General features: G+C 59.9%; 27 protein-coding genes and 1 tRNA gene. 17 read left to right on the top strand and 11 right to left on the bottom strand.

Features of this window, described 5'->3' with window-relative positions:
* Positions 1-2 precede the first annotated feature (2 nt).
* The 5 genes from CHH27_RS05900 to CHH27_RS05920 form a co-directional block, all read right to left on the bottom strand.
* Positions 3-884 carry a MoxR family ATPase gene (locus CHH27_RS05900; RefSeq protein WP_094070765.1) on the bottom strand — a complete coding sequence of 294 codons (882 nt, stop codon included), beginning with the start codon at positions 882-884 and terminating at the stop codon, positions 3-5.
* A 205-nt stretch (positions 885-1,089) separates the two neighbouring features.
* Positions 1,090-3,510: an aerobic carbon-monoxide dehydrogenase large subunit gene (locus CHH27_RS05905; RefSeq protein ID WP_094070766.1), complete on the bottom strand. Its 2,421-nt coding sequence runs from the start codon at positions 3,508-3,510 to the stop codon at positions 1,090-1,092.
* Positions 3,507-4,016 (bottom strand): (2Fe-2S)-binding protein, encoded by a 510-nt coding sequence (locus tag CHH27_RS05910; protein WP_094070767.1) that lies wholly within the window; start codon positions 4,014-4,016, stop codon positions 3,507-3,509. Before CHH27_RS05910 ends, CHH27_RS05905 begins: the two co-directional genes overlap by 4 nt.
* A 23-nt stretch (positions 4,017-4,039) precedes the next feature.
* Positions 4,040-4,906 carry a xanthine dehydrogenase family protein subunit M gene (locus CHH27_RS05915; RefSeq protein ID WP_094070768.1) on the bottom strand — a complete coding sequence of 289 codons (867 nt, stop codon included), beginning with the start codon at positions 4,904-4,906 and terminating at the stop codon, positions 4,040-4,042.
* 426 nt (positions 4,907-5,332) lie between these two features.
* Complete coding sequence (locus CHH27_RS05920; protein WP_094070769.1) at positions 5,333-6,595, bottom strand: MHYT domain-containing protein; 1,263 nt, start codon at positions 6,593-6,595, stop codon at positions 5,333-5,335.
* Between the two features lie 231 nt (positions 6,596-6,826).
* On the opposite strand from CHH27_RS05920, the gene CHH27_RS05925 reads away from it, so the two are divergent.
* Both CHH27_RS05925 and CHH27_RS05930 read left to right on the top strand, forming a co-directional pair.
* Entirely contained in the window at positions 6,827-7,591 is a 765-nt protein-coding gene (locus tag CHH27_RS05925; RefSeq protein WP_094074547.1) for an SDR family NAD(P)-dependent oxidoreductase, read from the top strand.
* A 103-nt stretch (positions 7,592-7,694) separates the two neighbouring features.
* A complete protein-coding gene (locus CHH27_RS05930) occupies positions 7,695-8,057 on the top strand; it encodes a MerR family transcriptional regulator (RefSeq protein ID WP_094074548.1) in 363 nt (120 codons plus the stop codon).
* A gap of 43 nt (positions 8,058-8,100) precedes the next feature.
* Here CHH27_RS05930 and CHH27_RS05935 read toward each other — a convergent pair whose 3' ends face one another.
* The 3 genes from CHH27_RS05935 to CHH27_RS05950 all read right to left on the bottom strand — a co-directional run bounded on the left by CHH27_RS05935 (position 8,101) and on the right by CHH27_RS05950 (position 10,423).
* A complete protein-coding gene (locus CHH27_RS05935; RefSeq protein WP_094070770.1) occupies positions 8,101-8,634 on the bottom strand; it encodes a hypothetical protein in 534 nt (177 codons plus the stop codon).
* Positions 8,635-8,647: 13 nt separating this feature from the next.
* Positions 8,648-9,628: a ParA family protein gene (locus CHH27_RS05940; RefSeq protein ID WP_094070771.1), complete on the bottom strand. Its 981-nt coding sequence runs from the start codon at positions 9,626-9,628 to the stop codon at positions 8,648-8,650.
* Positions 9,629-10,333: 705 nt separating this feature from the next.
* A tRNA-Ser gene (locus CHH27_RS05950) sits at positions 10,334-10,423 on the bottom strand.
* A 773-nt stretch (positions 10,424-11,196) separates the two neighbouring features.
* Here CHH27_RS05950 and CHH27_RS05955 point away from each other — a divergent pair.
* The 12 genes from CHH27_RS05955 to CHH27_RS06010 all read left to right on the top strand — a co-directional run bounded on the left by CHH27_RS05955 (position 11,197) and on the right by CHH27_RS06010 (position 21,048).
* Complete coding sequence (locus CHH27_RS05955; RefSeq protein WP_371681828.1) at positions 11,197-12,315, top strand: septal ring lytic transglycosylase RlpA family protein; 1,119 nt, start codon at positions 11,197-11,199, stop codon at positions 12,313-12,315.
* 72 nt (positions 12,316-12,387) lie between these two features.
* On the top strand, positions 12,388-13,584 hold the full coding sequence (locus tag CHH27_RS05960; RefSeq protein ID WP_094070774.1) for a D-alanyl-D-alanine carboxypeptidase family protein: 1,197 nt from the start codon (positions 12,388-12,390) through the stop codon (positions 13,582-13,584).
* A gap of 186 nt (positions 13,585-13,770) precedes the next feature.
* Positions 13,771-14,457 carry a dTMP kinase gene (tmk, locus tag CHH27_RS05965; protein ID WP_094070775.1) on the top strand — a complete coding sequence of 229 codons (687 nt, stop codon included), beginning with the start codon at positions 13,771-13,773 and terminating at the stop codon, positions 14,455-14,457.
* Positions 14,457-15,527 (top strand): DNA polymerase III subunit delta', encoded by a 1,071-nt coding sequence (locus CHH27_RS05970; RefSeq protein ID WP_094070776.1) that lies wholly within the window; start codon positions 14,457-14,459, stop codon positions 15,525-15,527. The genes tmk and CHH27_RS05970 overlap by 1 nt, the downstream gene beginning before the upstream one ends.
* Before the next feature lie 139 nt (positions 15,528-15,666).
* On the top strand, positions 15,667-16,473 hold the full coding sequence (locus tag CHH27_RS05975) for a TatD family hydrolase (RefSeq protein WP_094070777.1): 807 nt from the start codon (positions 15,667-15,669) through the stop codon (positions 16,471-16,473).
* Positions 16,470-17,306, top strand: coding sequence for an MBL fold metallo-hydrolase (locus CHH27_RS05980; RefSeq protein WP_094070778.1), 837 nt, complete (start codon positions 16,470-16,472; stop codon positions 17,304-17,306). The genes CHH27_RS05975 and CHH27_RS05980 overlap by 4 nt, the downstream gene beginning before the upstream one ends.
* Entirely contained in the window at positions 17,296-17,850 is a 555-nt protein-coding gene (locus CHH27_RS05985; RefSeq protein WP_094070779.1) for a regulatory protein RecX, read from the top strand. Before CHH27_RS05980 ends, CHH27_RS05985 begins: the two co-directional genes overlap by 11 nt.
* A gap of 292 nt (positions 17,851-18,142) precedes the next feature.
* Positions 18,143-18,385, top strand: coding sequence for a hypothetical protein (locus tag CHH27_RS05990; RefSeq protein ID WP_094070780.1), 243 nt, complete (start codon positions 18,143-18,145; stop codon positions 18,383-18,385).
* 24 nt (positions 18,386-18,409) lie between these two features.
* The gene (locus CHH27_RS05995) at positions 18,410-19,498 is read left to right on the top strand and encodes a D-alanine--D-alanine ligase family protein (protein WP_094070781.1); all 1,089 of its coding nucleotides are present in this window, start codon (positions 18,410-18,412) and stop codon (positions 19,496-19,498) included.
* Between the two features lie 100 nt (positions 19,499-19,598).
* On the top strand, positions 19,599-20,057 hold the full coding sequence (locus CHH27_RS06000) for a hypothetical protein (RefSeq protein ID WP_157738733.1): 459 nt from the start codon (positions 19,599-19,601) through the stop codon (positions 20,055-20,057).
* A 47-nt stretch (positions 20,058-20,104) separates the two neighbouring features.
* On the top strand, positions 20,105-20,506 hold the full coding sequence (locus CHH27_RS06005) for an NUDIX domain-containing protein (RefSeq protein ID WP_094070783.1): 402 nt from the start codon (positions 20,105-20,107) through the stop codon (positions 20,504-20,506).
* A gap of 86 nt (positions 20,507-20,592) precedes the next feature.
* Positions 20,593-21,048 carry a nucleoside deaminase gene (locus CHH27_RS06010; protein WP_094070784.1) on the top strand — a complete coding sequence of 152 codons (456 nt, stop codon included), beginning with the start codon at positions 20,593-20,595 and terminating at the stop codon, positions 21,046-21,048.
* A 20-nt stretch (positions 21,049-21,068) separates the two neighbouring features.
* On the opposite strand, the gene CHH27_RS06015 is transcribed toward CHH27_RS06010, so the two are convergent.
* Positions 21,069-21,821 (bottom strand): hypothetical protein, encoded by a 753-nt coding sequence (locus CHH27_RS06015; RefSeq protein ID WP_208988598.1) that lies wholly within the window; start codon positions 21,819-21,821, stop codon positions 21,069-21,071.
* Between CHH27_RS06015 and CHH27_RS06020 the strand changes: the two genes are divergently transcribed.
* The gene (locus CHH27_RS06020) at positions 21,820-22,716 is read left to right on the top strand and encodes a bestrophin family protein (RefSeq protein WP_094074550.1); all 897 of its coding nucleotides are present in this window, start codon (positions 21,820-21,822) and stop codon (positions 22,714-22,716) included. The genes CHH27_RS06015 and CHH27_RS06020 overlap by 2 nt on opposite strands.
* A gap of 9 nt (positions 22,717-22,725) precedes the next feature.
* On the opposite strand, the gene arfB is transcribed toward CHH27_RS06020, so the two are convergent.
* Complete coding sequence (gene arfB, locus CHH27_RS06025; RefSeq protein ID WP_094070785.1) at positions 22,726-23,187, bottom strand: alternative ribosome rescue aminoacyl-tRNA hydrolase ArfB; 462 nt, start codon at positions 23,185-23,187, stop codon at positions 22,726-22,728.
* Positions 23,184-23,864: a TetR family transcriptional regulator C-terminal domain-containing protein gene (locus tag CHH27_RS06030; protein ID WP_094070786.1), complete on the bottom strand. Its 681-nt coding sequence runs from the start codon at positions 23,862-23,864 to the stop codon at positions 23,184-23,186. The genes arfB and CHH27_RS06030 overlap by 4 nt, the downstream gene beginning before the upstream one ends.
* A gap of 506 nt (positions 23,865-24,370) precedes the next feature.
* Between CHH27_RS06030 and CHH27_RS06035 the strand changes: the two genes are divergently transcribed.
* A complete protein-coding gene (locus tag CHH27_RS06035; RefSeq protein WP_094070787.1) occupies positions 24,371-25,699 on the top strand; it encodes an aspartate aminotransferase family protein in 1,329 nt (442 codons plus the stop codon).
* A gap of 67 nt (positions 25,700-25,766) precedes the next feature.
* Complete coding sequence (locus CHH27_RS06040) at positions 25,767-26,054, top strand: cupin domain-containing protein (RefSeq protein ID WP_094070788.1); 288 nt, start codon at positions 25,767-25,769, stop codon at positions 26,052-26,054.
* Positions 26,055-26,059: the final 5 nt, after the last annotated feature.

The raw sequence follows: 26,059 nt of genomic DNA on the forward strand, positions 1-26,059 counted from the left end.
GATCAGGCGACCTTTCCCAGAAGCCGGTCGGTCACATCCGCCGTAACCCTTGCCTTGTCTTCTCGGGTCTTGAGAACGCAAGTCAGGGTGTCGAAAACAAGTTCACGGCTCTCGTGGAGGTTCTTTGCTCCAAGGCCCAGCAAAGCCGCGGCCCAGTCAATGGTCTCCGCGACGCCGGGCACTTTCGCTAGGTCCTCTTTGCGCAATCGGCCCATGAGCTCTGCGATCTGGAGTGCCAGCGCAGCATCAAGTCCCTCAACCCGGGACAGCAGTATCCGGGCTTCCCGGTCCGGTGTTGGATAGTCGACATAGTGATAAAGGCACCGTCGGCGAAGCGCGTCCGATAGTTCCCTTGTGCCGTTGGAGGTCAAGACGACGCGCGGGATGGAGACGGCTTCCACCGTTCCAAGTTCCGGAATGGACACCTGGTACTCTGACAGAAGTTCGAGCAGAAAAGCTTCGAATTCCTCATCGGCCCGATCAATTTCGTCGATCAGGAGCACCGGTGGTTGGGCCTTGCGGATCGCGGCGAGCAGCGGGCGTTCCAGAAGATACTTTTCAGAAAAGACCGCCTCTTCGACATCTTCCGCATCGGCCCCGGTACCTTCTCTTGCCTTGATTGCAAGCAGTTGGCGCTGGTAGTTCCACTCGTAAATCGCGTCGGACCGGTCAAGCCCCTCGTAACATTGCAGGCGAATGAGCTCAGCGTCATCAAGACGCGCCAGGGCCTTGGCAACCTCTGTCTTGCCGACCCCGGCTTCTCCTTCCAGCAGCAGGGGACGACCGAGCATTTCGGTCAGAAGCAGCGCGGTCGACAGGCCTTCATCGGCCACGTAACCGGTCTCCGCCAGCGCTTTTGCCAGTTGCTCTTTGCTCTTGCTCATCGGGTCTGCAAACTCTTTGTTGATTTCATTTCGTCATGGCCGGACTTGATCCGGCAATCCATGCCGTTTCGGCGCCGTGAAATGGCGTTTCAACAAAACCGCTGAAACGGCATGGGTCCCATGGTCCGGCCGCGGGATGACGAATTGAGGCATGACCGCGGAACAGGTCTCTTTTAGGGCGCCTGTTCCGCGGTCCTGTTTCACATCAACCGTGGGCTCCAAGGTCCTTGGCCGCCTGCCAGATGCGCCACGAGTCATGCGGCATCTGGATATGGGTGGCGCCCAGGAACTGGAAGGCGTCGTTCACGGCATTGGAGAAGGCCGGCACGCCGCCGACATTCGGGCTTTCACCGACGCCCTTGGCACCGATCGGGTGATGCGGACTTGGCGTCACCGTGTAATCGGTTTCCCAATGCGGGGTCTCGACCGCGGTCGGCAGGAAGAAATCCATGAAGGACGCGCCGAGCACGTTGCCCATCTCGTCATAGCGGATCTCCTGTCCCATCGCGATGGCGAAGGCTTCCGTCAGTCCACCGTGAACCTGGCCCTCGATGATCATCGGATTGATGCGCGTGCCGCAATCGTCGAGCGCATAGAAACGCCTTGTCTTGGCAACGCCCGTATCCACATCGATATCCATCACGCAGAAATAGGCACCGAACGGATAGGTCATGTTGGGCGGGTCATAGTAGCTGACCGCTTCCAGACCGGGTTCCATGTTGGGTGGCGGGGCATGATAGGCCGCCCAGGCGATTTCCTTCATGGACTTGCGCGCCTGCGGATTGCCCTTCACCTGGAAGCCATCAATGTCCCATTCAAGGTCATATTCGGAGACTTCCAGCATATGGGCGGCAATCATCTGGGCCTTGTTGCGGATCTTGCGCGCAGCAAGGGCAATGGCAGCACCTGCAACGGGGGTGGAGCGGGAGCCGTAAGTGCCCAGACCATAAGGTGCTGTATCGGTATTGCCTTCCTCGACCATGATGTCGGCTGCCGGAATGCCGATTTCCGTCGCGATGATCTGCGCCCAGGTCGTCTCGTGGCCCTGGCCCTGAGATTTTGTCCCCATGCGCGAAATCACCGACCCGGTCGGATGAACCCGGATCTCGGCACTGTCGAACATGGCAACGCCCAGAATATCACAGTTCTTGGATGGTCCCGCGCCGACGATCTCGGTGAAGAACGAGACGCCGATGCCCATTATCTCGCGGGTTTCGCCGCGCTTGAACGCCTCCTGCTTGGCCTTCTGTTCCGCTCGCAATTCGCGATAACCGATGGTGTCCATCGCCTTCTGCATGGCGGTGTGATAATCGCCGCTGTCATATTCCCAGCCGAGCGCTGACTGGTAGGGGAACTGTTCCGGCTTGACGAAATTCTTCATGCGAAGATCCGCCGGGTCCATGCCGAGTTTCTGCGCAAGCACGTCCATGGCCCGTTCAATGCAATAGGCAGCTTCAGTGACGCGGAAGGAACAGCGATAGGCGACGCCGCCCGGAGCCTTGTTGGTGTAGACACCGTCGACTTCCAGATGCGCTGTCGGGAAATCGTAGGACCCGGTGACAATGTTGAAGAACCCGGCAGGCCATTTTGAGGGATCGGCGCAGGCATCAAAGCCGCCATGGTCGGCCAGCACATGCACTTTCAGTCCGGTGACGGTGCCGTCGCTCTTTGCAGCGATTTCCGTCGTCATGTGATAATCGCGCGCAAAAGACGTGGTGGAGAGGTTTTCCATCCGGTCCTCGACCCATTTCACCGGAACACCGGTGACGATGGAGGCAACGATCGAACAGATGTAGCCCGGATAAGCGCCCACCTTGTTGCCGAAGCCGCCGCCGATATCCGGCGCAATCACGTGGATTTTGTGTTCCGGAATGGTGGACAGCAACGAGGCGACCGTGCGGATGACATGCGGCGCCTGAAAGGTGCCCCAGACAGTCAGCTCGCCTTTCACCTTGTCCATCGAGGCGACACACTGGCAGGTTTCCAGCGGCGAGGGATGGGTCCGGTGATAGGAGATCAGTTCCTTGATGGTGACATCGGCCTCAGAGAACGCCTTTGAGGTCTCGTCCTTGTCGCCCACTTCCCAGGTGAAAATGTGATTGTGATGTTTGCGCGGCCCGTGCGCCCCTTCCATCTTGCCGTCGAGATCGGGCCGCAGCACAGGCGCATCCGCATCCATCGACTTGAACGGATCGGTCAGAACCGGCAGCTCTTCATACTCGACCTCGACCAGCTGAATGGCGTCGTCGGCGATGTAGCGGTTTTCAGCCACCACAAACGCAACTTCCTGGTTCTGGTAAAGCACCTTGCCGTCGGCGAGCACCATCTGGACGTCGCCCGCAAGGGTCGGCATCCAGGCAAGATTGACGCCCTTCAGGTCTTCGGCCGTCAAAACGGCAATCACGCCCGGGATCTTCAACGCTTCCGAGGCATCGATCTTGGTGATCTTCGCATGCGCATAGGGCGAACGAACGAAGTCACCGAACACCATGCCCGGCAGTTTCAGGTCATCGACATACTGTCCCTGGCCCTGCGTGAACCGGACGTCTTCCACGCGCTTGCGCTTGCAGCCCATGCCTTCCAGGGCGGCTTCGCGCTGTTCCCGTGTCGGGGTCATGTCATTCATTCTGCAGCCTCCTGAAAGTCCGTGCCGTTCAGCTTGGCTGCGGCATACTGGATGGCCTTGACGATGTTCTGGTAACCGGTGCAGCGGCAGAGATTGCCGGCAATACCCATGCGGATCTCATCTTCCGTCGGGTTCGGGTTCTCTTTCAGCAACGTGTGCGCGCGCATGATCATGCCGGGCGTGCAATAGCCGCACTGAAGCCCGTGCATTTGCCGGAAACCTTCCTGAAGGGCAGACAAGGTGCCGTCCGGATTGGCCATGCCCTCAACGGTGGTCAAATCCGCCCCGTTGGCCTGAGCCGCAAACAGCGTGCAGGACTTGACCGACATGCCGTTCATTTCCACGGTGCAGGCACCGCAATGGGATGTCTCGCAACCGATATGCGGTCCGGTCAGGTCCAGGTCTTCCCGAAGGAAATGGATGAGAAGCGTGCGCGGTTCCACGAAGCGCTGCACCTTCTTGCCGTTGACGGTCATCGTCACCGGGATTTGTTCGATGTCACTCATGAATGTCTCCCTTGGTCCCGGTTTCAACCAGCTGCACGCTCTGCAGCGCGCGCCAGAGCGCGTTCCAGCATCACGCCGGCCATTTTGGTGCGGTATTCCGCCGGTCCCCGGCCATCGGACGCCGGCTCCGTGATGGCTTCGGCGGCCGCAACCGCGCGTTTGACGGTGTCCGTGTCGAGGCTCGAGCCGGTCAGGATGTCGCCGGCTTCGGCGGCATGGAGGGGGGTGTCCGCCACATTGGTCAGCGCGATGGAGCAGGTCGCGACCGTTCCGCCGGACATGGTCAGTACGACGGCCGCTGCAGCGGTCGCATAGTCGCCGACCTTGCGCTTCAGTTTTTCATATGCGTAGCCGTGACCCGCTGGCGGCACGGGGATTTTCACCGAGGTCAGGATTTCTTCCGGCGCGAGCGCAGTAAAATAGGCGGCTTCGTAGAAATCGCGCGCTGCAACTTCCCGGGCTCCCTCCGGACCGGTCAGGACATAGGTTGCATCAAGGCACTGCATCAGTCCCGGCATGTCATTGCCCGGGTCGCCATTTGCGACATTGCCGCCGAGCGTTCCCATGTAGCGGATTTGTGGATCGGCAATGAGCAGGGACGTTTCGCGAATGATGGGCAATTTTGCTTCAAGCAGATCCGAGTTGATCAGATCGTTCTGGGTGGTCATGGCACCAATTCTGATCGCGCCACCTTCCTCCGAAATGCCTTTCAGATCGGATATGCCGCCGAGATCCACGAGATGTTCCGGCGCTGCCATGCGCAGCTTCATCATCGGTATCAGGCTGTGACCGCCTGACAGCGGACGGGCCTCGTCGCCATGACTGACCAGAATGGCGACGGCTTCGGCCACGGTTGATGGCCGGTGATAGGTGAATTCACCAGGGATCACGTTCTTCTCCTCCCTCCTGCGGTTTCAAAGACGAAACCGTGAACCGGCAAAGGCGAGGGAAGACCAACTGTCTGGTGCCCGCCCGTTTCGCCGTTTCAGCGCTGCCCCCGATGGAGGACAGGTTTTCGCATGATGAAAGCGTGCAGAAGGGTGCGGCGCACACTCAACGGCGCATGCATGGAGCGCTGCAAAAGTTGCACGGATAACGGGTTACTTTGCACGAATTGCGGCAGTTTGCCTGACGCATTTCGTGACGAGGAGGTCGCCTGAACGCAATTTTTCGATTAAACGCAGAAGATTAGGCTCGGCTACTAACTTTTCGGAAAAACCACCTTGACGTGTACGCCGTTCGTGCAGGATGACACCAATGACGGTGATTTTGCGATCTTCTCGCAGCGCACACGCTTTCGGAGAGCACACAAAGGTCTATTGAGCTGCTGCAGGATGGTCCCGTGCGGGTTGCACCTCGGCAAGATCTGTCAGCTTCGCTTTCACGCGGCCCCAACGGGATCGGCTGACGGGAACCGTCTGGCCTTCGTCCCCCGCCAGAACCAGCACGCCGCCGTCACCGGAGCGGTTGAAGCTGGAGACCTGTTGCAGGTTCACGATGTGACTGCGATGCACCCGGCTGAAGACCTTTGGGTCCAGCTGCTGCTCGGCTTCACTGATGGAAAGCGGACAGAAAAACTCGCGGCTGCCGTCATAAAGCCGCGTGTAATGCGCATCGGCGTGAATAGCAAAGATCTCCGCAATCCCGATCTGGGCTTTTTGCCCGTCGCACTCGATCGGCAGGGTCCGTTTGGCTGCATTTGCCGCGGTGCGCACCGACCTCGCCGCGGCCTGAAGCCCGCTGGCCGCTTTTCTGGCCGGTTCTGGTTCCAGCATCAGCGCGCTGGAACCGTCTTCGCCAGGAGTCGAGCGCTCCGATTCGACCACATCCGACGCATCTTCGGCAATCTCGGGCGCATGGTCCGTATTACTTGCGTCCTGGGCCGGCACCAGGGCCAGAAGAAACAGACCGGAGACGAGAAAGGCGACACAGGACACGACAATCGCCAGCATGCCCGGGCTGAAAACCGGAGCCAGACCGGGGTCGGCATTGGCCTCCAGCTCATAGGTCAGCCCGGTCATGGCCGTGTAATGCATGGCCGAGATCGCCAGCGCCAGGACAATGGCTGAAATCAGGATGGGTGGACGCCGCCCGAAACCGAACAGCAGCCAGATGGCAAGTCCGGCGGCATTGAAGGCGATCAGGAAACTGGCAAAGACATAGGCGGGATCGTGCTGCATGTGGAGCGAATCGTGCAACGCATACATGCCGAGATAGTGCATGGTGCAGATGCCGCTGCCCATGACGAAGGCGGCAAGACCCAAGCGAACGGGCGTGAGACGCGCATTGCTGGCAGCAAAGACCGCGATGCCGACCACCAGCACACAGACCAGGAAAGACAGGAGCGTCGGCAGCACCAGGAAATTGGCGGCAACCGGCAACCTGGCCGCCAGCATGCCGACAAAATGCATCGACCAGATGGCCAGCGCGAGCGTGAGTGCGGCCCCGGCCAGAAGCAGGCGCCGGCGTACAGGATCAGCCCGGCCGACCTGGACGGCCAGGTTCAACCCGACAAAACTCCCCTGGAATGCCATCACGAGAGACAGCGCCACGAGCCACGGCTCGTGCATCACCGGCATGCCGACTTTCACCTCCCAGTCTTCCGAAGCACACGGCTCCGGTCTCCTCCTGCGGAAATGATAAGCGAAAGGGGAAGGGGCGGCAATTGGGTGTCTTTGGAAGCCAAGATATTTGCCGGCTCAGCAGCGCGTTCGGCACCTCTCGATTTTCCTCTTGACCCTGACACTAGTGTCAGGCCGCTAGGCCTGTCTGCACGCCTTTTAGAAGACTTGCAGATTGGACAAGACAAGATGACCCAAGAACACACCTGGCAAGGCACCGTTGCAATCGTCACCGGAGGCAGCTCCGGCATCGGCAAGGCCACCGCATTGGCCCTGGCCGAGCACGGCGCAAAGGTTCTGATAACCGGGCGCAGCGAAGAAAAACTTCAGGAAGTGTCAGCGCTCAAGAAAACCATCGAGCCTTTTCAGGCTGACAGTGCCGACCCCGAGACCGGTGAACGCCTTGTCGCAGAAGCAACCAGCCAATGGGGGCGTCTCGACCTTGTCGTCAACAATGCAGGCGCCGGTCAGCCGTTGCCAATCGACGCCTATGAGGCTGATGTCATAGCGTCCATGTCTGCCGTCAACATCATTGCCCCGTCACAGCTGGTCAAGGCCGCAAGGCCGGCGCTGCGTGAAACGAGGGGAGCCATTGTCAATATCGGGACCGCCGTCAGCCGCAATGCCGCGCCGATGCTTGCGCATTACGCCGCGACGAAAGCAGCGCTGGAACATCTGACCAGATCCTGGGCGATTGAACTGGCCGGAGACGGGATTCGTGTGAACGCCGTGGCGCCAGGTCCTGTCAAAAGCGGTGCGCTGACGGGGATGATGGGTCTGCCGGAAGTGATAGCACGACAGATCGAAGCGCAGGAGACAGACCAAATTCCGCTCGGCCGACGCGGATTGCCGTCCGACATCGTGCCGTGGATCCTGCAACTGGGCAGTCCGGAAAATGCCTGGCTGACGGGCCAGATCCTGACCATTGATGGTGGCTGGTCGCTTCGAACCTGAGCAACAAACTGCGCCGCACGGAGACCCGTTTTCGGACGGCATGGTGTTCGAACCGCAGCGCAGTCCCTACATTGATCTCGAAACCTTCCGGAAAGGACACAGGATGCAAGCCAAGGAAGCCGCCGAAAAACTCGGGATCAGCCAACGCATGCTGCGACACTATGAAAACGCAGGCCTCCTTTCGGTCGGCCGAACGGTCAATGGCTATCGCCATTACACCGAAACCGACTTGCGCCGCGCGGCCCGCATCCGTGATTTCATCGCAATCGGTTTTTCCACCCGGGAACTGCGCGCCATGAAGGCCTGTCTGGCAGACGAGGGGGCAGGGCCCTGCGAAGGCGGCATAGAGCGCCTGACGGAAAAGCTGACTCACATCGACCAGCTTCAGGCCGATCTTGACCTGCGCCGCAACGCCGTACTGCAGCGCCTAACGGCGTTGCGGCGCGATCTTGCGGTGGCAAGCTGAGCGGGCTGGTTGCGGAAGGCCTTTCCCGGGTTGGCGAATGATATTACCGGGACGCTGGCGCGCGGGCTTTCAGACAGGCGCAATCCTTCATGTCTCCGGCGCTCAGCGCGTCCAGCCAGGCGTCCAACGCGTCGGACAGGATGCGCTGCTGACTGTGCCCGCTCTGCACGGCGACAGTCAGAAGCCGGCGCTTCTGTTCTGCTGTCAGCCGCGCCTCGACCCGGTGCAGGCGGTCAATCCCGGCATGGGGATCGGCAGGCCATGTCACCTCTGCGCCTTCACAACAGCCGCGGGCGGCGTCCGAGGGGAGGAGCTGCGCAGCCGGTGCGGGCTGTGCGGGTTCATAGGCGGGTTCACGGGTGGCGGCTCCGGCCGCATCGATTGCGGGGGCCTTTCGCAGCAGGAGGGCTCTGTCCGGCAGGTCTGCGCCGGTGGCGTCGCGGCGTTCGCCCGGTTCCCGCGGTTCCGGCGCGGGTGCATCGACATAGCTGGCACCGGTAAAGGCCGAGGGCAGAGCGGGCGAGGCCTCGCCCTTGCGGGCCAGAAGCCCGGCATGAAGACTGGCGTAGCGGCTCATTGTAGCGGTCTCCTTATGCCAGATGCCGGCGGCCGAAGGATTGATGGGAGCGGCGGCGATCGGGCTGGCCGCGCGGCGGACCCGTATCTGCGCGCCGGCGTTCCACCCCGTCCCAGTTGGAATTCACCGCCTCGGCGGGCGGATCAGGCTCGGTGACTGCGACACCGGCGCCGGTACCGAAGCGCGGCGCCAGGCCGGACAGGGCATAGCCGGGCCGGTCTTCCAGCGGGATCTCGTCCTCAACCTCAGCTTGGGACGACATCCCGGCCGTGGCCGGGCTTAGAATATCATCTTCGAAGGTGCGCCGCGGCGGCCGGTCGATCACGTCCAGCCTGTCACCGCGCATCCGCATCAGCCGGTCCTCGAAATAGGCCCACAACCGGGCGCTCTCCATTCCAGAACGGCTGTCTGGATTGACCTCACCCACGGTGCGGCCGTCGATCATCGAGGCGGCGAAATCGACCCGGTGATGCAGGGTGACCGGCGCCACGGTGCCGTGCTGGGACAGGGCCACCGCCGTCTCGCCGGTAATCCGGGCCCGGGCCGTGGCCGAATTGACCACGAATACCAGCGGCTTGCCTTGCATCTGCACGATATCCACCGTCGGCCCCACCGCCCGGAGATCGTGCGGGCTGGGCCGGGTCGGGATCACCACCAGATCGGCATGGATGATGACTTCGGCGATGGTCGAGGTCACCGCGGGCGGCGTATCGATAACGATCAGCCGGTAGCCGGCCGCTTCCAGCATCGCGATGTCGCGGGCCAGATCGAGCACGGAAATCTGGGCAAAGGCCGGCGTGGCGCTGGCCCGGGCATTCCACCATTTGGTCATCGAGCCCTGCGGGTCGGTATCGATCAGCGCCACCGGGCCATAGCCGGCCCGTTCGGCTTCCACCGCCATGTGGGCCGAGACCGTGGTCTTGCCCGAGCCGCCCTTTTGCGAGGCAAACACCACTACTTGTGCGGCTGATCCTACCCTGTCGTCACTGGACATGTTTCACCTCTCCTGCCGGCACCCAATGCAGCCGGTCCTCTGGTGCATCCATCGGCCATGAAAGCAGCGATGTCTTGCCAGCCCGATAACCAAGCGGTGTGGTTTTGAGGCGAATTCGACCCAGATTTTAATCGATTTCGCAGGAGGCGCGGCGGGTTGGGCTGCTGAGGGAGCGGGCGATCATCCGACCGCTTTCTTGCAGCTTTCCTGGCTCACCGGATGCACAACGATCCTGTTGATCATCCGCGCCCCAAAATTTGCGCTTGAGCTAGAATATGCTGAGGATATCAATTTCGACTGGCTCCGAAACAATCAAATCACCCGATGCCGGGGCAGTGTCTTCCTTGAGGACTGCTCCATCGATCCGGTTCCGGAATCCGAACGTCAAGCGGTAGACGTAATGAACAAGCAGTGCCGACTGATGGTGACGTCTGTTCTAGACGCCGAAGGCAAAAATCGGCTGAACTCCGAGTCGCTTAAGATATCGAGACGTTGACCGGCGATAGTCGCGTCTCGGAGGCTGACCGTTTTGAGGCTGTGCCAGTTCTACGCTTACACGAAAGCGCCTGAAGCTCCTTCGGACTCCGGCGCTCGTAAACCTTCACCATATAACGCCCGATTGAGAAGCCCGAATAACTCAGTTCGAGGCACACCAATCAAGCGGCAAATAAAGCGATTATAGAATAATTGAGCTTTCTAGAAGAGTGGCGGTGAGGGTGGGATTCGAACCCACGGTACGCTCTCACGCACGGCGGTTTTCAAGACCGCTGCCTTAAACCACTCGGCCACCTCACCAGACAGCACTTGAAGCACCCTGGCGGCGCGGCTGCCGTTCCCATTTCCTCTGTCGGGGTTGGAAAGTCAAGAGATTGATTTCATTGACCAGCCAATAAACCGAAATACGTGTGGACCGACTGCGTCGAACCGGCAGGAACGGGGAAGCTTTCCGGGAGGAGGAAAAGGCTCCTTTGGGATGTTCCGGTGCCGCCGGCTTCAGGGTAGGGGCAGGACGTGCACAGCGGGCACCGGAACATCGCCAAAAGGCGTGGCCGCCGGTCCGGTGTCGTGGGCAGGGTTTTGAACCGGCGGCCGAAGCTGGAGGTGGGGTCCAGCATTGCTGTGACAGGGCGGTCATCAGCAATGAGTTGACCCTAGGCTGATTTAACGAGGCCGGATGTGACCTACGTCACACCAGCTGCGATTGACGATTTTTGTCCACCTGTGCCCCTGCGGCAACAGTGCGCGCTTGGCGCAGATAGGTGGATTTTTTGAATTATTTCAGTCTGTTACAAAGCCGGCAGGAAAGCAGTATGCTGCGTCTGCGTTCAAAACCGGTGGAGAGGCGGTTTTCGCGTCCAGATCACTCTCGACGCCCGGTTTACTTTGAAGTAAGAAAGTTGCGCTTTAACAAGGGCATAAGCGGGACGTGCAGCGGGGGCAGTGTGTCTTGCGGGGACTGATCAACAGATCGGACTTGTGCCTTTAGGACCGGCGTGGACAAAAACCATGCGCCGGAATAATCGCGTGAGCTGCGGGGCCGCCAGCGCGTAAGTGAGTAGGACGGCAGTATGCAAGGGACAGGCGGGCAATCCAGCCATATGGCAGAGACGCCTTTTGGGGGCGCAGCCAGGTCACCGGTAAAGGGCGCTCGAAAAGGGCGATCTGTCTGGAAACAGGTGCGCACCAGCCTGATCACGATTGCGGCTGTCTCGGCCGTTGCCGCCTGTAGCTCCGTACCTCAGGAAAAAGCCAAGTTCAGCCCGAAGAAATACGGTGTCAAAGGCAGCCCGCGCGTCGTCACAGCTGGCAAGCCTGTGCCGAAAGGTGGCGGTCGTTATGTTGTTGGCAAGAAATACAAGATTGCCGGCAAGTGGTATTACCCGAAGCATGAACCGAACTACAAGAAGACCGGCCTTGCATCCTGGTATGGCCCGACCTTCCACGGCCGCAAAACCGCCAATGGCGAGATTTTCGACCGCAACGCCCTGACCGCCGCGCACACGACCATGCCGCTGCCGTCCTATGCCCGCGTCACAAATGTCAACAATGGCCGCTCGATGATCGTGCGCGTCAATGACCGCGGCCCGTTCCACGGCAACCGCGTCATCGACCTGTCCGAACGTGTTGCAGGCATGCTCGGCACGAAGGAATCCGGCGTCGGCAAGGTCAAGGTCGAATATATCGGCAAGGCGCCGCTGCACGGCCAGGATGAGGCTTACCTGATGGCCTCCTATCGCGGCCCGGGCGCTGTCGAGCCGGGAGCGACCATGCCGGGAACCCTGCTGGCCCAGGCACCGATCGTCACCCAGCCGGTGACCTTCGGCAAGGTGCCGGCACCGGCCACACGTCCTTACCAGACCGCAGCAGCAGCTCCCGCACGCCAGCAACCTCTGACCGTCGCTTTCGATCCTGCCATTGCGTTTGAAGCTGGTGCACCGTCCATCAAGGTGGCTTCGAACAACAGCTTCGAACCCGTCGGCACCGCCTACACGGCTGAGCCGCCCCCCGCCGGACAATCTCTCGGTGTGCTGAGAGTTCCCGCACCAGGCACCCTGAGCGAAGGCAGCGCCGTTTCTTCCTTTGCCGCGAATCGTCGTATCTCGGATGCTCATTCGCTTCTGGCAGATCTTGGCGACACCGGCTTGTCCATGCGCCAGCTGACAGCCAAACTGCAAAACGGCGGCTAAGCGCTTCCGCGCCGGTTACGGCCGGCGCCACCTTGCCGCGATCAGAACGCTAACGGCAAGGCAGACGGATAGATGCATCCGGCACACAAGACCTCCAGTTCCTCAGGTTACTCGGTTTTCTTTGCCCTTCTGCTGGGGCTCGGTCTCCTGACAGGCCTGGTGTCTGCGAGCAAGGCCGCGGAAACCATCGTCACCAAGGCGCCGATGGCGTTCTTGTACGAGCCGTCCTCCGGAACGATCCTTTTTGCCAAGAACGCCGATCAGACTTTCAGGCCTGGCGCCCTTGCCAAGGTGATGACGGCTGCAACCGTATTCCAGGCGCTGAAAGACGGAGACATGTCTCTGGACCAGCTCTGCAAGGTCAGCGAACACGCCTGGCGCACGGGGGGAGCGCCCTCCGGCCGCGGTGCCACCATGTTTGCCGCGATCAAGTCCGACATTGCCGTTGAATATCTGCTGAAGGGCCTTCTGGTCCATAACGGCAATGACGCTGCCATCATCCTGGCGGAATGTCTGGACGGCTCGGAAGAGGCCTTTGCCGGCCGCATGACGTCGCTGGCGGAAAAGATCGGCATGAAAAACAGCCGCTTCGCCAACCCGACCGGCTACGCGGAAAAGCCCAGCCAGACCTCCGTCCGCGATCAGGCCCTCCTGGCCGAGTACATCGTGGAGACCCACCCGGATCTCTACCAGATGTTCCAGATCCCGGAATTCACCTGGAACAAGATCTTCCAGCGCAACAAGAACCCGCTTCTGGGCGAGATCCGCAATCTCGACGGCCTCGGCGGCGGAAACGACACAGAGGACGGTTATTCGGGGCTCGGCTCCGTCGACAGGAACGGGCGCCGGGTGATTGCCTCGGTTGCCGGACTGACCTCCGACAAACACCGCCTGCAGACCCTGAAGGAGGTTCTGGAAGGCGCGTGGGAGTATTTCACCATCAAGACCGTCTTCACCGCCGGCGAAACCATTGCAGACGGCCGGGTGTTCGGCGGAACGCAGGGCAGCGTGCCGCTTGTCTCGCAGAACAATGTCGACGTGCTGCTGCCACGCGGGCCGACGCTCGATTACCGCATCCGGGTGGTCTATTCCGGGCCGCTTGCCGCCCCCGTCGCCGAAGGCACGCCCGCAGGTGAAATCCGGGTGATCGGCAAGAACGGCATTATCTATCGCGCGCCGCTGGTGACTGGGGCGTCCGTCCAGTCGGGAACGCTGATGGGACGCGCCCTGGACGGGTTGCAGGAACTTCTGTTCGGCTGGATCGGCTAAGGATCACCATTTCGATGACAGCGACAGCTTTGCCGCAATGGAAACCGTCTCCGGGTCCGGCCGCGCTGACATCGACAACGGATTGCCACCTTTTAGACACGATGGCAGAAACCTTTTGCTGTGAGGGAACTGCTGCTAAGACAGCGCGACGTGGGACAGCGTCGAGAATCGAGAGGCCGAAGGCGGTTGGCGGGACATTTCATAACCTTTGAAGGCGGTGAAGGCGCGGGCAAATCCACCCAGATCGCCCGGCTCAAAACCTGGCTGGAGGCACAGGGCAAGACCGTGATCGTGACACGGGAACCCGGCGGATCGCCGGGCGCTGAGAAGATCCGGCAACTGCTTTTATCCGGCGAAGCCAAGGATCTTGGCCCCAGAGGGGAGGCGATGCTGTTCGCCACCGCCCGCGCCGATCACGTCGACACCACCATCATACCTGCACTGAAGCGCGGTGACTGGGTCCTGTGCGATCGCTATGCCGATTCCACAAGGGTCTATCAGGGAGAGGCGGGTGTCGACATCGCCTACCTGAAGCTTCTCGAAACGGCAGCGGTTGCCGGAACCTATCCGGATCTGACGATCCTGATCGACGTGCCGGCCGAGATCGGCCTCAGCCGCGTCGAGGTGCGTTCCCAGACCGACAACAGCGGTGGTCCTGACCGGTTTGAAGGCGAAACCATGAAGGTCCACAAACGCCGACGGCAGATGTTTCTGGATCTGGCCGAGGAAGAGGCCCATCGTTTTGCCGTCATTGATGGCTCCAAGGACCTAGATCAGGTGGAGACGGCGATACGGTCAGCCGTCGCAACGGCATTTGCGTCCGAGTTGAAACCGGACGGGGAAACGGCCTCGATCACGGAGGCGTCGCGCTGATGGCCCGGTCAAGTGCCCCGGTCGAGATCCCGGAAGTCGATGCCCTGCCGGGCTATCCCTTGCCGCATGAGCGGAACCGCCTGATCGGTCACCGGCAGACGGAACAGAAGCTGCTGGAAGCTTACCGCTCGGAACGCCTTCACCACGCCTGGATCCTCGGCGGCCCAAAGGGTATTGGCAAGGCGACGCTTGCGTTTCGATTCGCCCGGTTCGTGATTGCCAACCCGGACCGCTTCGGAAGCGGTGTCGCTGCTGCGCAGGATCTCTCTGTGCCGGAAAACCATCCGGTTTCGCGCCAGCTGACAGCCGGCGGACATCCCAACATCCTGCATCTGCGCCGGCCCTGGGATGACAAGTCCAAGCGGTTCAAGGCCGATCTGCCGGTCGATGAAGTCCGCCGCACGGTCTCGTTCTTCGGAACGACGGCCTCTGCCAAGGCCTGGCGTTTGTGCATCGTCGACGCCGCCGACGACATGAACATCAGCTCGGCCAACGCCTTGCTGAAAATTCTCGAGGAACCGCCCGAGCGCTGCCTGTTCCTGGTGCTCAGCCACGCGCCCGGCCGGCTTCTGCCGACGATCCGCTCCAGATGCCGTCGCATCGATCTCGCGCCGCTCAGTGAGACGGATATCGCCGAAGGCCTGCGCGACCTTGCTGGTGACAGTGTTCCTTCCGGCGAAGACCTCCATGAAATCGCGTTGTCTGCCGATGGCAGCCTGCGGTCTGCCATCACGCTCCTGTCCGGAGATGGCCTTGCGATTGCGCGTGGCGTCAAACATCTCGCCGAGACCGCTGGCCAGCTGGACCTGGCGAAGGCGCACGCGCTTGCCGACCTGGTGGCGGCCCGCGGCCAATCGGACAACTGGGAGAGTTTCCAGCACATTGCCCAGATCTGGCTGCATGAACGCATGCGTCAAAACCTTGGTGCCGGCGTGCACCAGGCCAACAGGTTGATCGAGATCTGGGACCGGACCAACCAGGCTGTGCGGGACGCGGATGCGTTGAACCTGGACCGGAAGCAGGTGGTTCTGGATTTCTTTCTGGCGCTGCGCACACACGCGGCCACCTGAACTGGATTTCCGGCTCCTCCGGTTCTGGTCCTGATCCGGACGGGTCGCGAAGCCTCTTCAGTTGATGCCCGATTCCATGTATCAAGGCGCGCTGAAGACACCGAATAGAAGCCCCAACTCCACTGCTGTGCGGACCCTTATGCTAGTAGACAGCCACTGCCACCTCGACTTTCCCGATTTTGACGGCGAGCGCGCCGAATTGATCGAGCGCGCCAGGAGCGCCGGCGTCGAGCTCATGGTGACGATTTGCACCCACATTCGGAAATTCGACCAGATTCGAGCCATTGCCGAAGAATATCCGAATGTCTACTGCTCCGTTGGCACCCATCCGCACAATGCGGGCACCGAACGCGGCATACCGGTTGAAGACATCGTCAAGCTCGCGGCCCATCCCAAGGTGGTTGCCATCGGTGAAGCCGGTCTCGACTATTTTTATGACAAGGCGCCCCGCGACGCCCAGGCTGAAGGCCTGCGCATTCATATCGAAGCCGCCCGGCAAACCGGACTGCCACTGGTCATTCACGCAAGAGACGCTGATCAGGACATGGCCGCAATCCTGCGCGAGGAAATGGGGAAGGGGGCCTTCCCGGCCCTCCTGCACTGTTTTTCCTCCGGCCGCGAGCTCGCCATGACCGGCATTGAGCTTGGGCTCTATGTTTCCTTTTCCGGCATCCTGACGTTCAAGCGCTCCGATGAGCTGCGCGCCATTGCCAGGGAATTGCCGGCCGATCGACTGCTTGTGGAAACGGATGCCCCATACCTGGCGCCGCAGCCCAGGCGCGGCAAACGCAATGAACCCGCCTACACGGCGATGACGGCGGCAGTCCTGGCGGAAACCCGTGGCGTCTCAGAAGAAGAGATTGCCCGGCAGACAACGGAGAACTTCTTCCGTCTCTTCAAGAAGGTGCCTCAGGCAGCTTTCGCAAACGGAGCCGACGCTTCGTGAGTGTCGAACTGACCATTCTTGGCTGCGGGTCTTCCGGCGGCGTTCCACGGATCGGCAACGACTGGGGAGATTGCGACCCGAGCGAGCCCAAAAACAGCCGTTCGCGCTGTGCGCTGCTTGTGGAAAAGCGTGTGGATAACGCTTGTACAACCGTCTTGATAGATACAGGCCCCGATATCCGGACCCAGCTTTTAAACGCAAGGGTTCAGCATGTCGACGCAGTGCTTTACACCCACGCCCACGCAGACCATCTCCACGGCATCGACGACTTGCGGGCCTTCTGGGTGCGCAACGGTCAAAGAGTGCCGGTCTTCATGGACGAAGACACGTATCAACGCGCGACCGCCGGCTTTGGCTATTGTTTTCAAACGCCGCAAGGCTCCAACTATCCGCCCATCCTGGAACGGCGGGAGATCCGCAACGGAGAGCCGATTACAGTCGAAGGCGCTGCCGGATCCCTGCAATTTGATCCGTTTGAAGTCATCCACGGCGAGATGAAGGCGCTTGGCTTTCGCGTCGCGGACGCCGCCTACGTTCCCGATATTTCTGAATTCCCACAAAAATCGCTTAAATATCTGAAAAACCTTGATATTCTCATTCTGGACTGCCTGCGAAGGCGACCGCATCCAAGCCATTTCTGCCTGGCGGATGCTCTTGAATGGACCGAAAAGCTCGCTCCGAAACATGCCGTTTTCACCAATCTTCACAATGACCTGGACTACAGGACACTGACAGAAGAACTCCCGGCAACCATCGAGCCTGCCTTTGACGGCATGAAGATCAGCCTGAAGGGCCATGTGCGGCCGGACACATCGGCAGTTCATGCCGAATAAGCCACGCTACAAACCACCAACACCGGAACGGCTCACCAGATCCGCGCTCCATTACCTGGAACGTTATGCGTCTTCCAGATCCAATTTGCGACGTGTCCTGGAACGCAAGGTCAACAAGGCCTGTCAGGCATTGGACCTAGATCCGGACGACTTCGGGTCCATGATCGACACCGTGCTGGAGACCGTCACGCGCAACGGGCTCGTTGACGACAAGGCCTATGCCGAAACCAAGACCGCAAGCCTTAGACGCCGTGGCGGTTCACGGCGAAAGATTGAAGCGCAGCTCGCAGCCAAAGGTGTCGACCGCGACACCATCGATGCCGTTCTGAACAAGGACGAACACAGCGACGAAGACGCCGCCAGAACCTTTGCCAGGCGTCGGCGTCTCGGACCTTTCAGAACCACAGGTTCCAGAGAAGAGCGGCGCGAACGCGACCTGGCAGCCATGTGCCGCGCAGGTTTTTCTTTCGAGATCGCCAAACGTATCATCGACGCAAAGGACGGTCTGGCAACATCGGGCGAAGAGACGCCGCGAGACGACTGACGAGCCTAGGGCGGCGTGAGCGCGGTCAGGCAAACACTGCGAAAGGCCTAGGCATCAGCTAAACCGCTGTTCCATATCGGCAAATGGCCAAACAAAATAATGTTCCATAATATTGATTATGCGTATTGTAGGCAGCATGAACTGCAGACCCACCTTCGTCTGCGCCTGAACCCCATATTGCCTGCTACCAAACATGACGCAATGAACCTGAGCTTTTCGGGGTCGATGTTTGAAGAACCCGAAAATATCCCCCTGCAACAGGCAGTCTGTTTGGAGCCACCTGACCAGTCACATGCAGCGCGAACTGGATCAGAACGACACCAATGTCGAACTCATTCCGATCGACCTCGCAGAGGCGCTGGTGGGCCTGTCCGGCATGGGCCTGATCGGCAAGAGCGACTTCGGTGGTCTTTTCAAAATCTCTCGGACGCGCCGCGCCCCTGCTGAGGTGGTTGGAGAGAAGCTTCAGAACCTCGCAGGTTGCCAATTATGCATTTCCGCACATGGAACCGCCACGTTTCACGATCATTGCTGACGGTTGACGAGAATCGGAGAAGCAATGTCGGAAGCACATGAAAGAACCCGCATCGGTGTCCTGTTTGGCGGCCTGTCCGCGGAGCACGAAGTCTCGGTGTTGTCGGCGACCAACGTCCTGAAGGCGCTGGCGCCGGAACGCTATGACGCCGTCCCCGTCTACATAACCCGCGAAGGCCACTGGCTGTTGAGCTCCTACGAAAACGGCGTTCTGGCACAGCCGACAAGCGGCGCCCATCTCTGCTTTCTGCCTGGCGGCAACGGGCGGCTTGTTGCGCTTGAGGCCGACGGCACCTGCCGTGAACTGCCCCGGATCGATGTCCTCTTTCCGGTTCTGCATGGCTTGCCGGGTGAAGATGGTGCCGTCCAGGGCCTGGCAGAAACGGCTCGAGTGCCCCTCGCCGGTTGCGGCATCGCAGGGTCTGCCAACGCGCTCGACAAGGACCTTGCAAAACGGCTCTTATCAGCCGCGGGAGTACCGACTGCGCGCTCTGTAACAATTACGAAAGGCAATCCGCGGAGTTTTTCGGAAATCAGCGAACAGCTTGGCCTGCCGGTCTTCATCAAACCCGCGCGCCAAGGCTCATCGGTCGGCGTGAGCAAGGTCATCACCGAAGAAGACTACGAGGCAGCGCTCATCGAGGGTTTTCGTCACGACCAAAAGCTACTGGCCGAAGAATTCATCCAGGGGCGGGAAATTGAATGCGCCGTCCTGGAGGAGCCGGACGGGCACTTGTTCGTCTCCCGGACGGGTGAGATCGTTCCGGCCGAAAAGCATGGGTTTTACACATACGACGCCAAATATATTGATGGCGATGGCGCGGCCCTCATTGTGCCCGCGGACATTTCCCAAGTCCTTGAAGAAAACATTCGCGAAACGGCCGCCAAGGCATTCGAGGCCCTTGGTTGCGACGGCATGGCAAGGGTCGATTTTTTCCTGTGTCCCGATGGCCGGCTGCTGGTCAATGAACTCAACACGATACCGGGCTTCACCGACATCAGCATGTATTCCAAGGTGATGGCAACCAGCGGTGTCGGCTACACCGAAGTGATCGATCGCCTCGTGGCGCACGGACTGGCGCGGTCTGAGCGAAACACTTTCTTGAACAAATGATAGGTCAAGGACGAAAATGCCCGTTCTTGAGGTTCGTCGACACACCATGAGATCCAAACCCGGACAGCACCTGTCGCAACAGGGAGTGGCCCTCGCGAATATGATTGGCAAATCCACCGGTCCGTTTGATCTGGTTTGGACCAGTGAAAAACCTCGTGCGATCGAGACGGCTATCGCAATGGGGTACGCCCCTACCCGCCAATCCACCGCCTTGGGTAACCTTCCAAAATCCATTCTTGATGCGGTGGCTTGGCCAAACGATCTCGAAAGCATTTCCAATATCGTTCGTCGAAACACCGCATGTGAAAGGTTTGCTCGGGCGCAGGCCGAGGAATGGCGATCGATTGCAGGTGAGCTCAAGGACAATCAATCTGCGTTGATCGTTACCCACGGAGCAATCATCGAGTTGGGAGCGATCGGGTTTATGCCAAATGCAACCTACTCAACATGGGGCGACGCCATCGGCTATTGTGAAGGTTTTCGATTTTCTCAAATTGAGGGCTTGGAAACGTGCGAGGTTTTACGAGTGCCAAGCCACTTGCAAACGATCTACAACTAGAAACAGTTTTGAGGCATCTAGGGTGAGGGCCAATTTGAAGAGGTCTTATGACGCATATTGTAAACGGACTTCTCGTGAAAGATGAAAAGATACTTATGGCGCTGCGCTCGCCGGAGCGCCGGACCTATCCGGCTATGTGGAGCTTTCCAGGAGGCCACGTCGAGCGAGGAGAAACACTTGAATGTGCTCTTGCTCGGGAATTGTCGGAAGAAACCGGCATTCAGATCGAAACGGCTACGTTTTTGTCGAGATTTGAAGTTGGCTCAAACGATAAAACTGAACCAATGACTTTTCATTTCTTTGTTGTCCGGAATTGGCTGGGAGAGCCCCAGAATATGGGAGATGAACACAGCGAACTGCGCTGGGTGGAGTTTGCGAAAGCATCTTCTTTGCCGAGACTGGCACTTCCCTTCTACACCGAATTGCTTTCATCCTTGCGAAGAAGCTAGGTCTTCCCGCTGCATTCCGAAGCTGCGCTCCAAAACCGTTTGGAACGGTCACGCCCGCGTTACATCATGTAATTAGCCTTCGGTGTATGAGGGCTCTTCAACACATAGACCATCACACCTTCATGTCCGCAGCCCTACAGGAAGCGGAGCAGGCAGGATTTGCGGGCGACCTGCCAATTGGTGCGGTGGTAATCTGCGACGGCGAGATTGTCGGCCGCGGCCGCAACCGGATCCGGTCCCGGTCGGACAAACTCCGGCATGCGGAAGTTGAGGCACTTGAAACTTCCAGACACGTGCGGGCCAGCCGACACAAGGATTGCGTCCTCTACACCACCACGGAACCCTGCGTGATGTGTCTGGGCACCATCATCATGGCGGATGTCAGGCATGTTTTCTTTGGCCTTCCGGACCCGGCCCGGGGCGGCAGCGACATGATGGCGCTTGTGCCCTACGCGGCAGATCAGATCCACACCTATGAAGGCGGTATTCTCGCGCGGGACTCAGAGCAGCTCTGGAGACGTTTCGAACAGCGCCTGCCCTGAGGCGATCGTGCAGGCCAGGTTCAGGATTGCCACCTGGACACCGCCTGCTCCACGTCGCTTTGTGTCCTGCAGTGCCAGACATTTTGGCCTTGCACAGAGCGAAGATGGCTTGTGATCTGCGCTCTGAACCGGTCCCGCTTCATGAGACTTTGGAAGGCAAAACGATATTGCTGAAGCGGCCAGTCCCTGTTGCCTGACGGAATTTCGGTGCGTTCCTTACCGAAGTTCCGCCAGGGCCGGCAGGCCAGTCTCCAAAGTCTGAGCAGCTCGGGCGGATCAAGCCAGATGACGGCTTCCGCCCTTGGAAGTGCTTTTCCCAGCAAGCTTGGCCCCCCTTCCAGGAGCCAGGCATCTGTTGCAACAACCCGGGCCAGCTCAGCGTCAATATCCTGTTGTTTCCTCCGTTGCCAGTCCTTGGTGAGTTTGATCGCATCAAATGCGACCAGGGGAACATCGGGACGGATCTTGTGAAGTCTCGCCGCCAGAAAGCTCTTACCCGATCCGTTTGCGCCAACGACAATCAATCGTCGCATCGTCGCCCCTTGCCCGCAGGATCCTTTGCATTGCTGCGAGAAACCCAGCCGTTCTGCATTTCTTGTGACCACCTCACCTTTGGCAAGAACCCCTTGGGTGAGACTCAGGTTTAAACACAGCTTCCCTCTTAGATCCGACTCCATTACAGCGTTGTCACAGCGGCAAACTTTCTGGCGAGTGATGGCCGGAATCTTTCGTTCAAGGGCCGCTCTGGCGGCAAAGCCGGTGGGTGCAATCATGATTCTTCGAGATCCCCCCAATCATCTGAAACTGTTTTTTGTCATGCAGGGTTCCATCGTGCCCCGGATCGCGCCGCTGATCGCACTTGTTGCGGCATTTGCACTTATTGTCGTGTTGCTGGACCGGTTTCTGGTGCCACTGCCGCATATCTCGCTCGCCGCAACAGGGGTTTTTGGTATCGCCCTGTCCCTGTTTCTCGGGTTTCGGAACAATGCAGCCTATGAGCGCTGGTGGGAAGCGCGCAGGCTCTGGGGGCAACTGGTTGCAGATATGCGCAGCATTGGCCGCGAGAGCGACCTGTTTCTGGAAGACGATGCCCTGCGCCGGCGGTTTCTGCGCTGCGCGATCCTGTTCACGCATCTCCACCGCTGCAACCTACGCGGAACCGAAGACCCAGAGGCACTTGAAACCTGGTCCGGCACAGATCACGAGCTGACATCGCTTGCCACACCCTGCGCAGCCCTGAACATAGCCAATCAGGTGCTTTGCACGGCGGCATCGATCAACCGCCTCGACGGATTCGGGCAAAAGGCGCTGAGTGAACGTCTTGCGGCAATCAGCCTGGCTCAGGCCGGATGCGAACGGATCAGATCAACCCCGTTGCCGTTCGTCTATTCCCTGCTCGTTTTGCGCACGACCTGGATCTACTGCCTGGCGGTTCCTTTTGCCCTGATCGACGGCACCGGTTTTCTTGCACCCGTCTTCGCCGCGGTCATTGCCTATGTGTTCTTTGGACTGGCGGCCGTAACGGAAGAACTGGAACATCCCTTTGCCGACGGAGCTCACGGTCTGCCGCTGTCCGCCATGACCCGCACGATTGAAATTGCCCTGGCGGAGCGGATCGGCCAGCCGGTCCCCGAACCGCTGAAACCGATAAATGGCGTTCTCAACTGACGAACCTCGCTAATCGTCGAAACGACCGCCCCGCCCGCGCATCTTCTTGATCTGTCCACGCTGTTTCTTGGCGTCCAGCCGGCGCTTCTTCGAACCGAGTGTCGGTTTGGTCGCCTTGCGCGGCTTCGGTTTTTCCGTGGCCTTGCGCAGCAGATCCAACAGGCGCTCAAGCGCGTCCTCGCGGTTGCGCTCCCGGGTGCGAAACCTGTCGGCCTGCAGCACGATCTCCCCATTCAGCGTCAACCGGCTTCCGGCCAGCCGTGCTGCCCGGGATTTGACGTCCTGCGGCAGAGTCTCGTTGCCGGAGAGATTGAAACGCAGCTGAACGGCCGTCGAGACCTTGTTGACATTCTGACCACCCGGCCCCGAGGCCCGGATGAAATCCTCGCTCAGGTCGTCCTTCAGGATATGCAGCCGGTCTGTGACGGCAATGCGGGACGACGCACTGACATGATCGTCGTCGCTGCTCATTCTCCCGGACCGGTTTTTGCCGGCCAGTCGAGGCCGGCCCCGTTCAGGATCAGCGAGGTGACCGCACTAGCCGTTTCTTCCAGGAAATCCGGATCCGACAGGTCCCTTCCCGTCAAAGCCCTGATCTGGAAGGAAAAATCCGCATAGTGCTGGGTTGTCGCCCAGATGGTGAAGATGAGATGCACCGGGTTGACCCGCCGCATCTTGCCGGCCGCGATCCAGTCTTCAATCACCTGGGATTTTTCGGCGACAAGTCGCTTCAGGTCCGTTTCGAGGATTGGCAGGATCTGCGGCGCGCCTTGCATCACTTCATTGGCAAAGAGACGCGAGGCCTCGGGATAGCTTGCCGACATTTCAATTTTCTGACGGATGTAACCGGCCAGTTCCTCGGCCGGTTCCCCCTCGGGCCGAAGTGTTTTCAGCGGCGCCAGCCAGACTTCCAGAATATGGGCAAGCGTTGCGTTGTAGATCGCCTCTTTGGAGGAGAAGTAGTAAAGCAGATTGGACTTCGACATCCCCGCCTCGGCCGCGATCCGTTCCACCGTCGCACCGGAAAATCCTTTCCGGGAAAACTCTCCCAGGGCGGCATCGAGAATCAAGGATCTGTTCTTTTCCTGGATCCGGCTCAGTCCGGCCGGTTTTGATGGGTCCTGCGTCTGCCCGCCAAGTTCTGTCATCAATCGTCCCGCTTCCCGCCCCTTGGGTATTCTCTCAAACTCTTGCCAGAACAAGCCGATTCCGTCCAGTTTCAGCCCGTTTCAAGCCTGTCCGGATGCATTCTCGAGGTCAATGACCAGAAATTAGTCAGGCCGACTTGATTTGCATCTTGACCATTTGGTCAAATCCCTCCTAGGGTAAATTGACCAGATGGTCAGAAGGCTAGTCGATCCCCTCACGCCCTGCAACGGGCCAATTTGCCGGACGCGCGGCAACTTGCCGGGACCTTTCCTTCGGATCGTCGACAATAAATGCCGGAGACCCGGCACGGGCCAAACGGCCAACCAGAGAGATTTGGCTCCTTCCGATACAGAGGCAAAGCCCAACGGAAGGACCGTGGGAACAGTTGGGGAGAGGACCAGCGCGAACGGCACTGCCTTTGGCCGATGCCTCGTGCTATGCCTTCCTCCATATTGAATAGCAACAGTCGGCGCTTTCCGGAAAAGAAGGCCCGCAAGGAGGACGCATGTCAGCACCGAGCCAGGCTGCAACCAACAATCTCGAAGCCTTCTGGATGCCGTTCACGGCCAATCGCCAGTTCAAGCAGGCTCCGCGCATGTTCGTGTCCGCGAAAGACATGCATTACACGACGGCAGACGGCCGCCAGGTGCTGGATGGCACAGCGGGCCTGTGGTGCTGCAATGCCGGCCATTCGCGCCCGAAGATCGTCGAGGCGGTGCAGAACCAGGTCGCCACGCTGGATTATGCGCCTGCCTTCCAGATGGGTCATCCGAAGGCCTTTGAACTGGCCGCCCGCCTCGCGGCCCTGATGCCCTCGCCGCTCGACCACGTCTTCTTCACAAACTCCGGTTCGGAAAGTGTCGATACGGCCCTGAAGATCGCGCTCGCCTATCAGCGCGCCATCGGTCAGGGCACCCGCACACGCCTCATCGGTCGTGAACGCGGTTACCACGGTGTTGGCTTCGGCGGCATTTCCGTCGGCGGCATTGTCGCCAACCGCAAGCATTTCGGCTCCCTGCTGACCGGTGTCGACCACATGCGCCACACCCATGACCCGGAGCGAAACGCCTTTTCGCGTGGCATGCCGGAAAGCGGCGCCGAATATGCAGAAGACCTGATCCGCATCATCCAGCTGCATGATCCCTCGACAATCGCTGCCGTAATCGTCGAACCGGTTGCAGGTTCCACCGGCGTCCTGATCCCGCCGAAAAACTACCTGGAACGCCTTCGCGAGATCTGCACCGAGCATGGCATCCTGCTGATCTTCGATGAAGTCATCACCGGTTTTGGCCGCCTCGGCTCCCCCTTCGCGACCGACTATTTCGGCGTCACGCCGGATCTCGTGACCACGGCCAAGGGACTTACGTCGGGTGTCATTCCGATGGGGGCGGTCTTCTGCTCCTCCGACATCTATGACGCGTTCATGACCGGTCCGGCGCACATGATCGAGCTGTTCCACGGTTATACCTATTCGGCCCACCCGATCGCTTGCGCAGCAGCCCTTGCAACGCTCGACACCTATGACGAAGAGGACCTGCTGACCCGCGCTGCCGACCTGGCGCAATACTGGGAAGACGGCCTGCATTCCCTGAAGGATTGCCCGAATGTCATCGACATTCGCAATCTCGGCCTGATTGGTGCGATCGAGCTTTCACCGATCGCCGGCGAGCCGACCAAACGCGCCTTCTCTGCCTTCCTGAAGGCCTATGATGACGGCATCCTGATCCGCACGACAGGCGACATCATCGCGCTCTCTCCGCCGCTGATCATCACGAAAGAACAGATCGACGAACTCTTCGGCAAGTTGCGCGATGTGCTGAACACGATCGACTGAACCTCATAAAGCGAGGGGGCGGTTCGCCCGCGCCCTCCCCCCTGCAATCCGGAAAGGCATTGCGGCCATGACACGCCCCAAGGCGACAGCCGAAAACCTGATCGACGACGACCGTGTCCGTGTGACCCGGTTCGAGTTTGCCCCGGGGGCTGAAACCGGCTGGCATCGGCACGACCTCGATTACGTCATAACGGCGCTCACGGACTGCCGGATGCTGCTGGAGGAACCCGGTGGCGAGACCCGGGAAGCGGTCGTTCCGGCTGGAACCGTTTACAGGCGCCACAAGGGCGTTGAACATAATGTCATCAACGGCGGAGAGGCTCCGATGTCCTTCGTCGAAACCGAGTTGAAATAGGAGAT

Origin of the sequence: Labrenzia sp. VG12 (genome assembly GCF_002237595.1) — a bacterium.
Lineage (GTDB): Bacteria > Pseudomonadota > Alphaproteobacteria > Rhizobiales > Stappiaceae > Roseibium.

Bases quoted from the DNA above. Each gene is read 5' to 3' on its own strand.
- CHH27_RS05955 (WP_371681828.1), top strand. From the start codon at position 11,197: ATGCAAGGGACAGGCGGGCAATCCAGCCATATGGCAGAGACGCCTTTT.
- CHH27_RS06040 (WP_094070788.1), top strand. From the start codon at position 25,767: ATGACACGCCCCAAGGCGACAGCCGAAAACCTGATCGACGACGACCGT.
- CHH27_RS06000 (WP_157738733.1), top strand. From the start codon at position 19,599: ATGATTGGCAAATCCACCGGTCCGTTTGATCTGGTTTGGACCAGTGAA.
- CHH27_RS06015 (WP_208988598.1), bottom strand. From the start codon at position 21,821: ATGATTGCACCCACCGGCTTTGCCGCCAGAGCGGCCCTTGAACGAAAG.
- CHH27_RS06020 (WP_094074550.1), top strand. From the start codon at position 21,820: ATGATTCTTCGAGATCCCCCCAATCATCTGAAACTGTTTTTTGTCATG.
- CHH27_RS05900 (WP_094070765.1), bottom strand. From the start codon at position 884: ATGAGCAAGAGCAAAGAGCAACTGGCAAAAGCGCTGGCGGAGACCGGT.
- CHH27_RS05910 (WP_094070767.1), bottom strand. From the start codon at position 4,016: ATGAGTGACATCGAACAAATCCCGGTGACGATGACCGTCAACGGCAAG.
- CHH27_RS06005 (WP_094070783.1), top strand. From the start codon at position 20,105: ATGACGCATATTGTAAACGGACTTCTCGTGAAAGATGAAAAGATACTT.
- CHH27_RS05920 (WP_094070769.1), bottom strand. From the start codon at position 6,595: ATGCCGGTGATGCACGAGCCGTGGCTCGTGGCGCTGTCTCTCGTGATG.
- CHH27_RS05940 (WP_094070771.1), bottom strand. From the start codon at position 9,628: ATGTCCAGTGACGACAGGGTAGGATCAGCCGCACAAGTAGTGGTGTTT.
- CHH27_RS06030 (WP_094070786.1), bottom strand. From the start codon at position 23,864: ATGACAGAACTTGGCGGGCAGACGCAGGACCCATCAAAACCGGCCGGA.
- arfB (WP_094070785.1), bottom strand. From the start codon at position 23,187: ATGAGCAGCGACGACGATCATGTCAGTGCGTCGTCCCGCATTGCCGTC.
- CHH27_RS05985 (WP_094070779.1), top strand. From the start codon at position 17,296: ATGCCGAATAAGCCACGCTACAAACCACCAACACCGGAACGGCTCACC.
- CHH27_RS05930 (WP_094074548.1), top strand. From the start codon at position 7,695: ATGCAAGCCAAGGAAGCCGCCGAAAAACTCGGGATCAGCCAACGCATG.
- CHH27_RS05990 (WP_094070780.1), top strand. From the start codon at position 18,143: ATGCAGCGCGAACTGGATCAGAACGACACCAATGTCGAACTCATTCCG.
- CHH27_RS06010 (WP_094070784.1), top strand. From the start codon at position 20,593: ATGAGGGCTCTTCAACACATAGACCATCACACCTTCATGTCCGCAGCC.
- CHH27_RS05905 (WP_094070766.1), bottom strand. From the start codon at position 3,510: ATGAATGACATGACCCCGACACGGGAACAGCGCGAAGCCGCCCTGGAA.
- CHH27_RS05975 (WP_094070777.1), top strand. From the start codon at position 15,667: ATGCTAGTAGACAGCCACTGCCACCTCGACTTTCCCGATTTTGACGGC.
- CHH27_RS05925 (WP_094074547.1), top strand. From the start codon at position 6,827: ATGACCCAAGAACACACCTGGCAAGGCACCGTTGCAATCGTCACCGGA.
- CHH27_RS06035 (WP_094070787.1), top strand. From the start codon at position 24,371: ATGTCAGCACCGAGCCAGGCTGCAACCAACAATCTCGAAGCCTTCTGG.
- CHH27_RS05970 (WP_094070776.1), top strand. From the start codon at position 14,457: ATGGCCCGGTCAAGTGCCCCGGTCGAGATCCCGGAAGTCGATGCCCTG.
- CHH27_RS05995 (WP_094070781.1), top strand. From the start codon at position 18,410: ATGTCGGAAGCACATGAAAGAACCCGCATCGGTGTCCTGTTTGGCGGC.
- CHH27_RS05935 (WP_094070770.1), bottom strand. From the start codon at position 8,634: ATGAGCCGCTACGCCAGTCTTCATGCCGGGCTTCTGGCCCGCAAGGGC.
- CHH27_RS05960 (WP_094070774.1), top strand. From the start codon at position 12,388: ATGCATCCGGCACACAAGACCTCCAGTTCCTCAGGTTACTCGGTTTTC.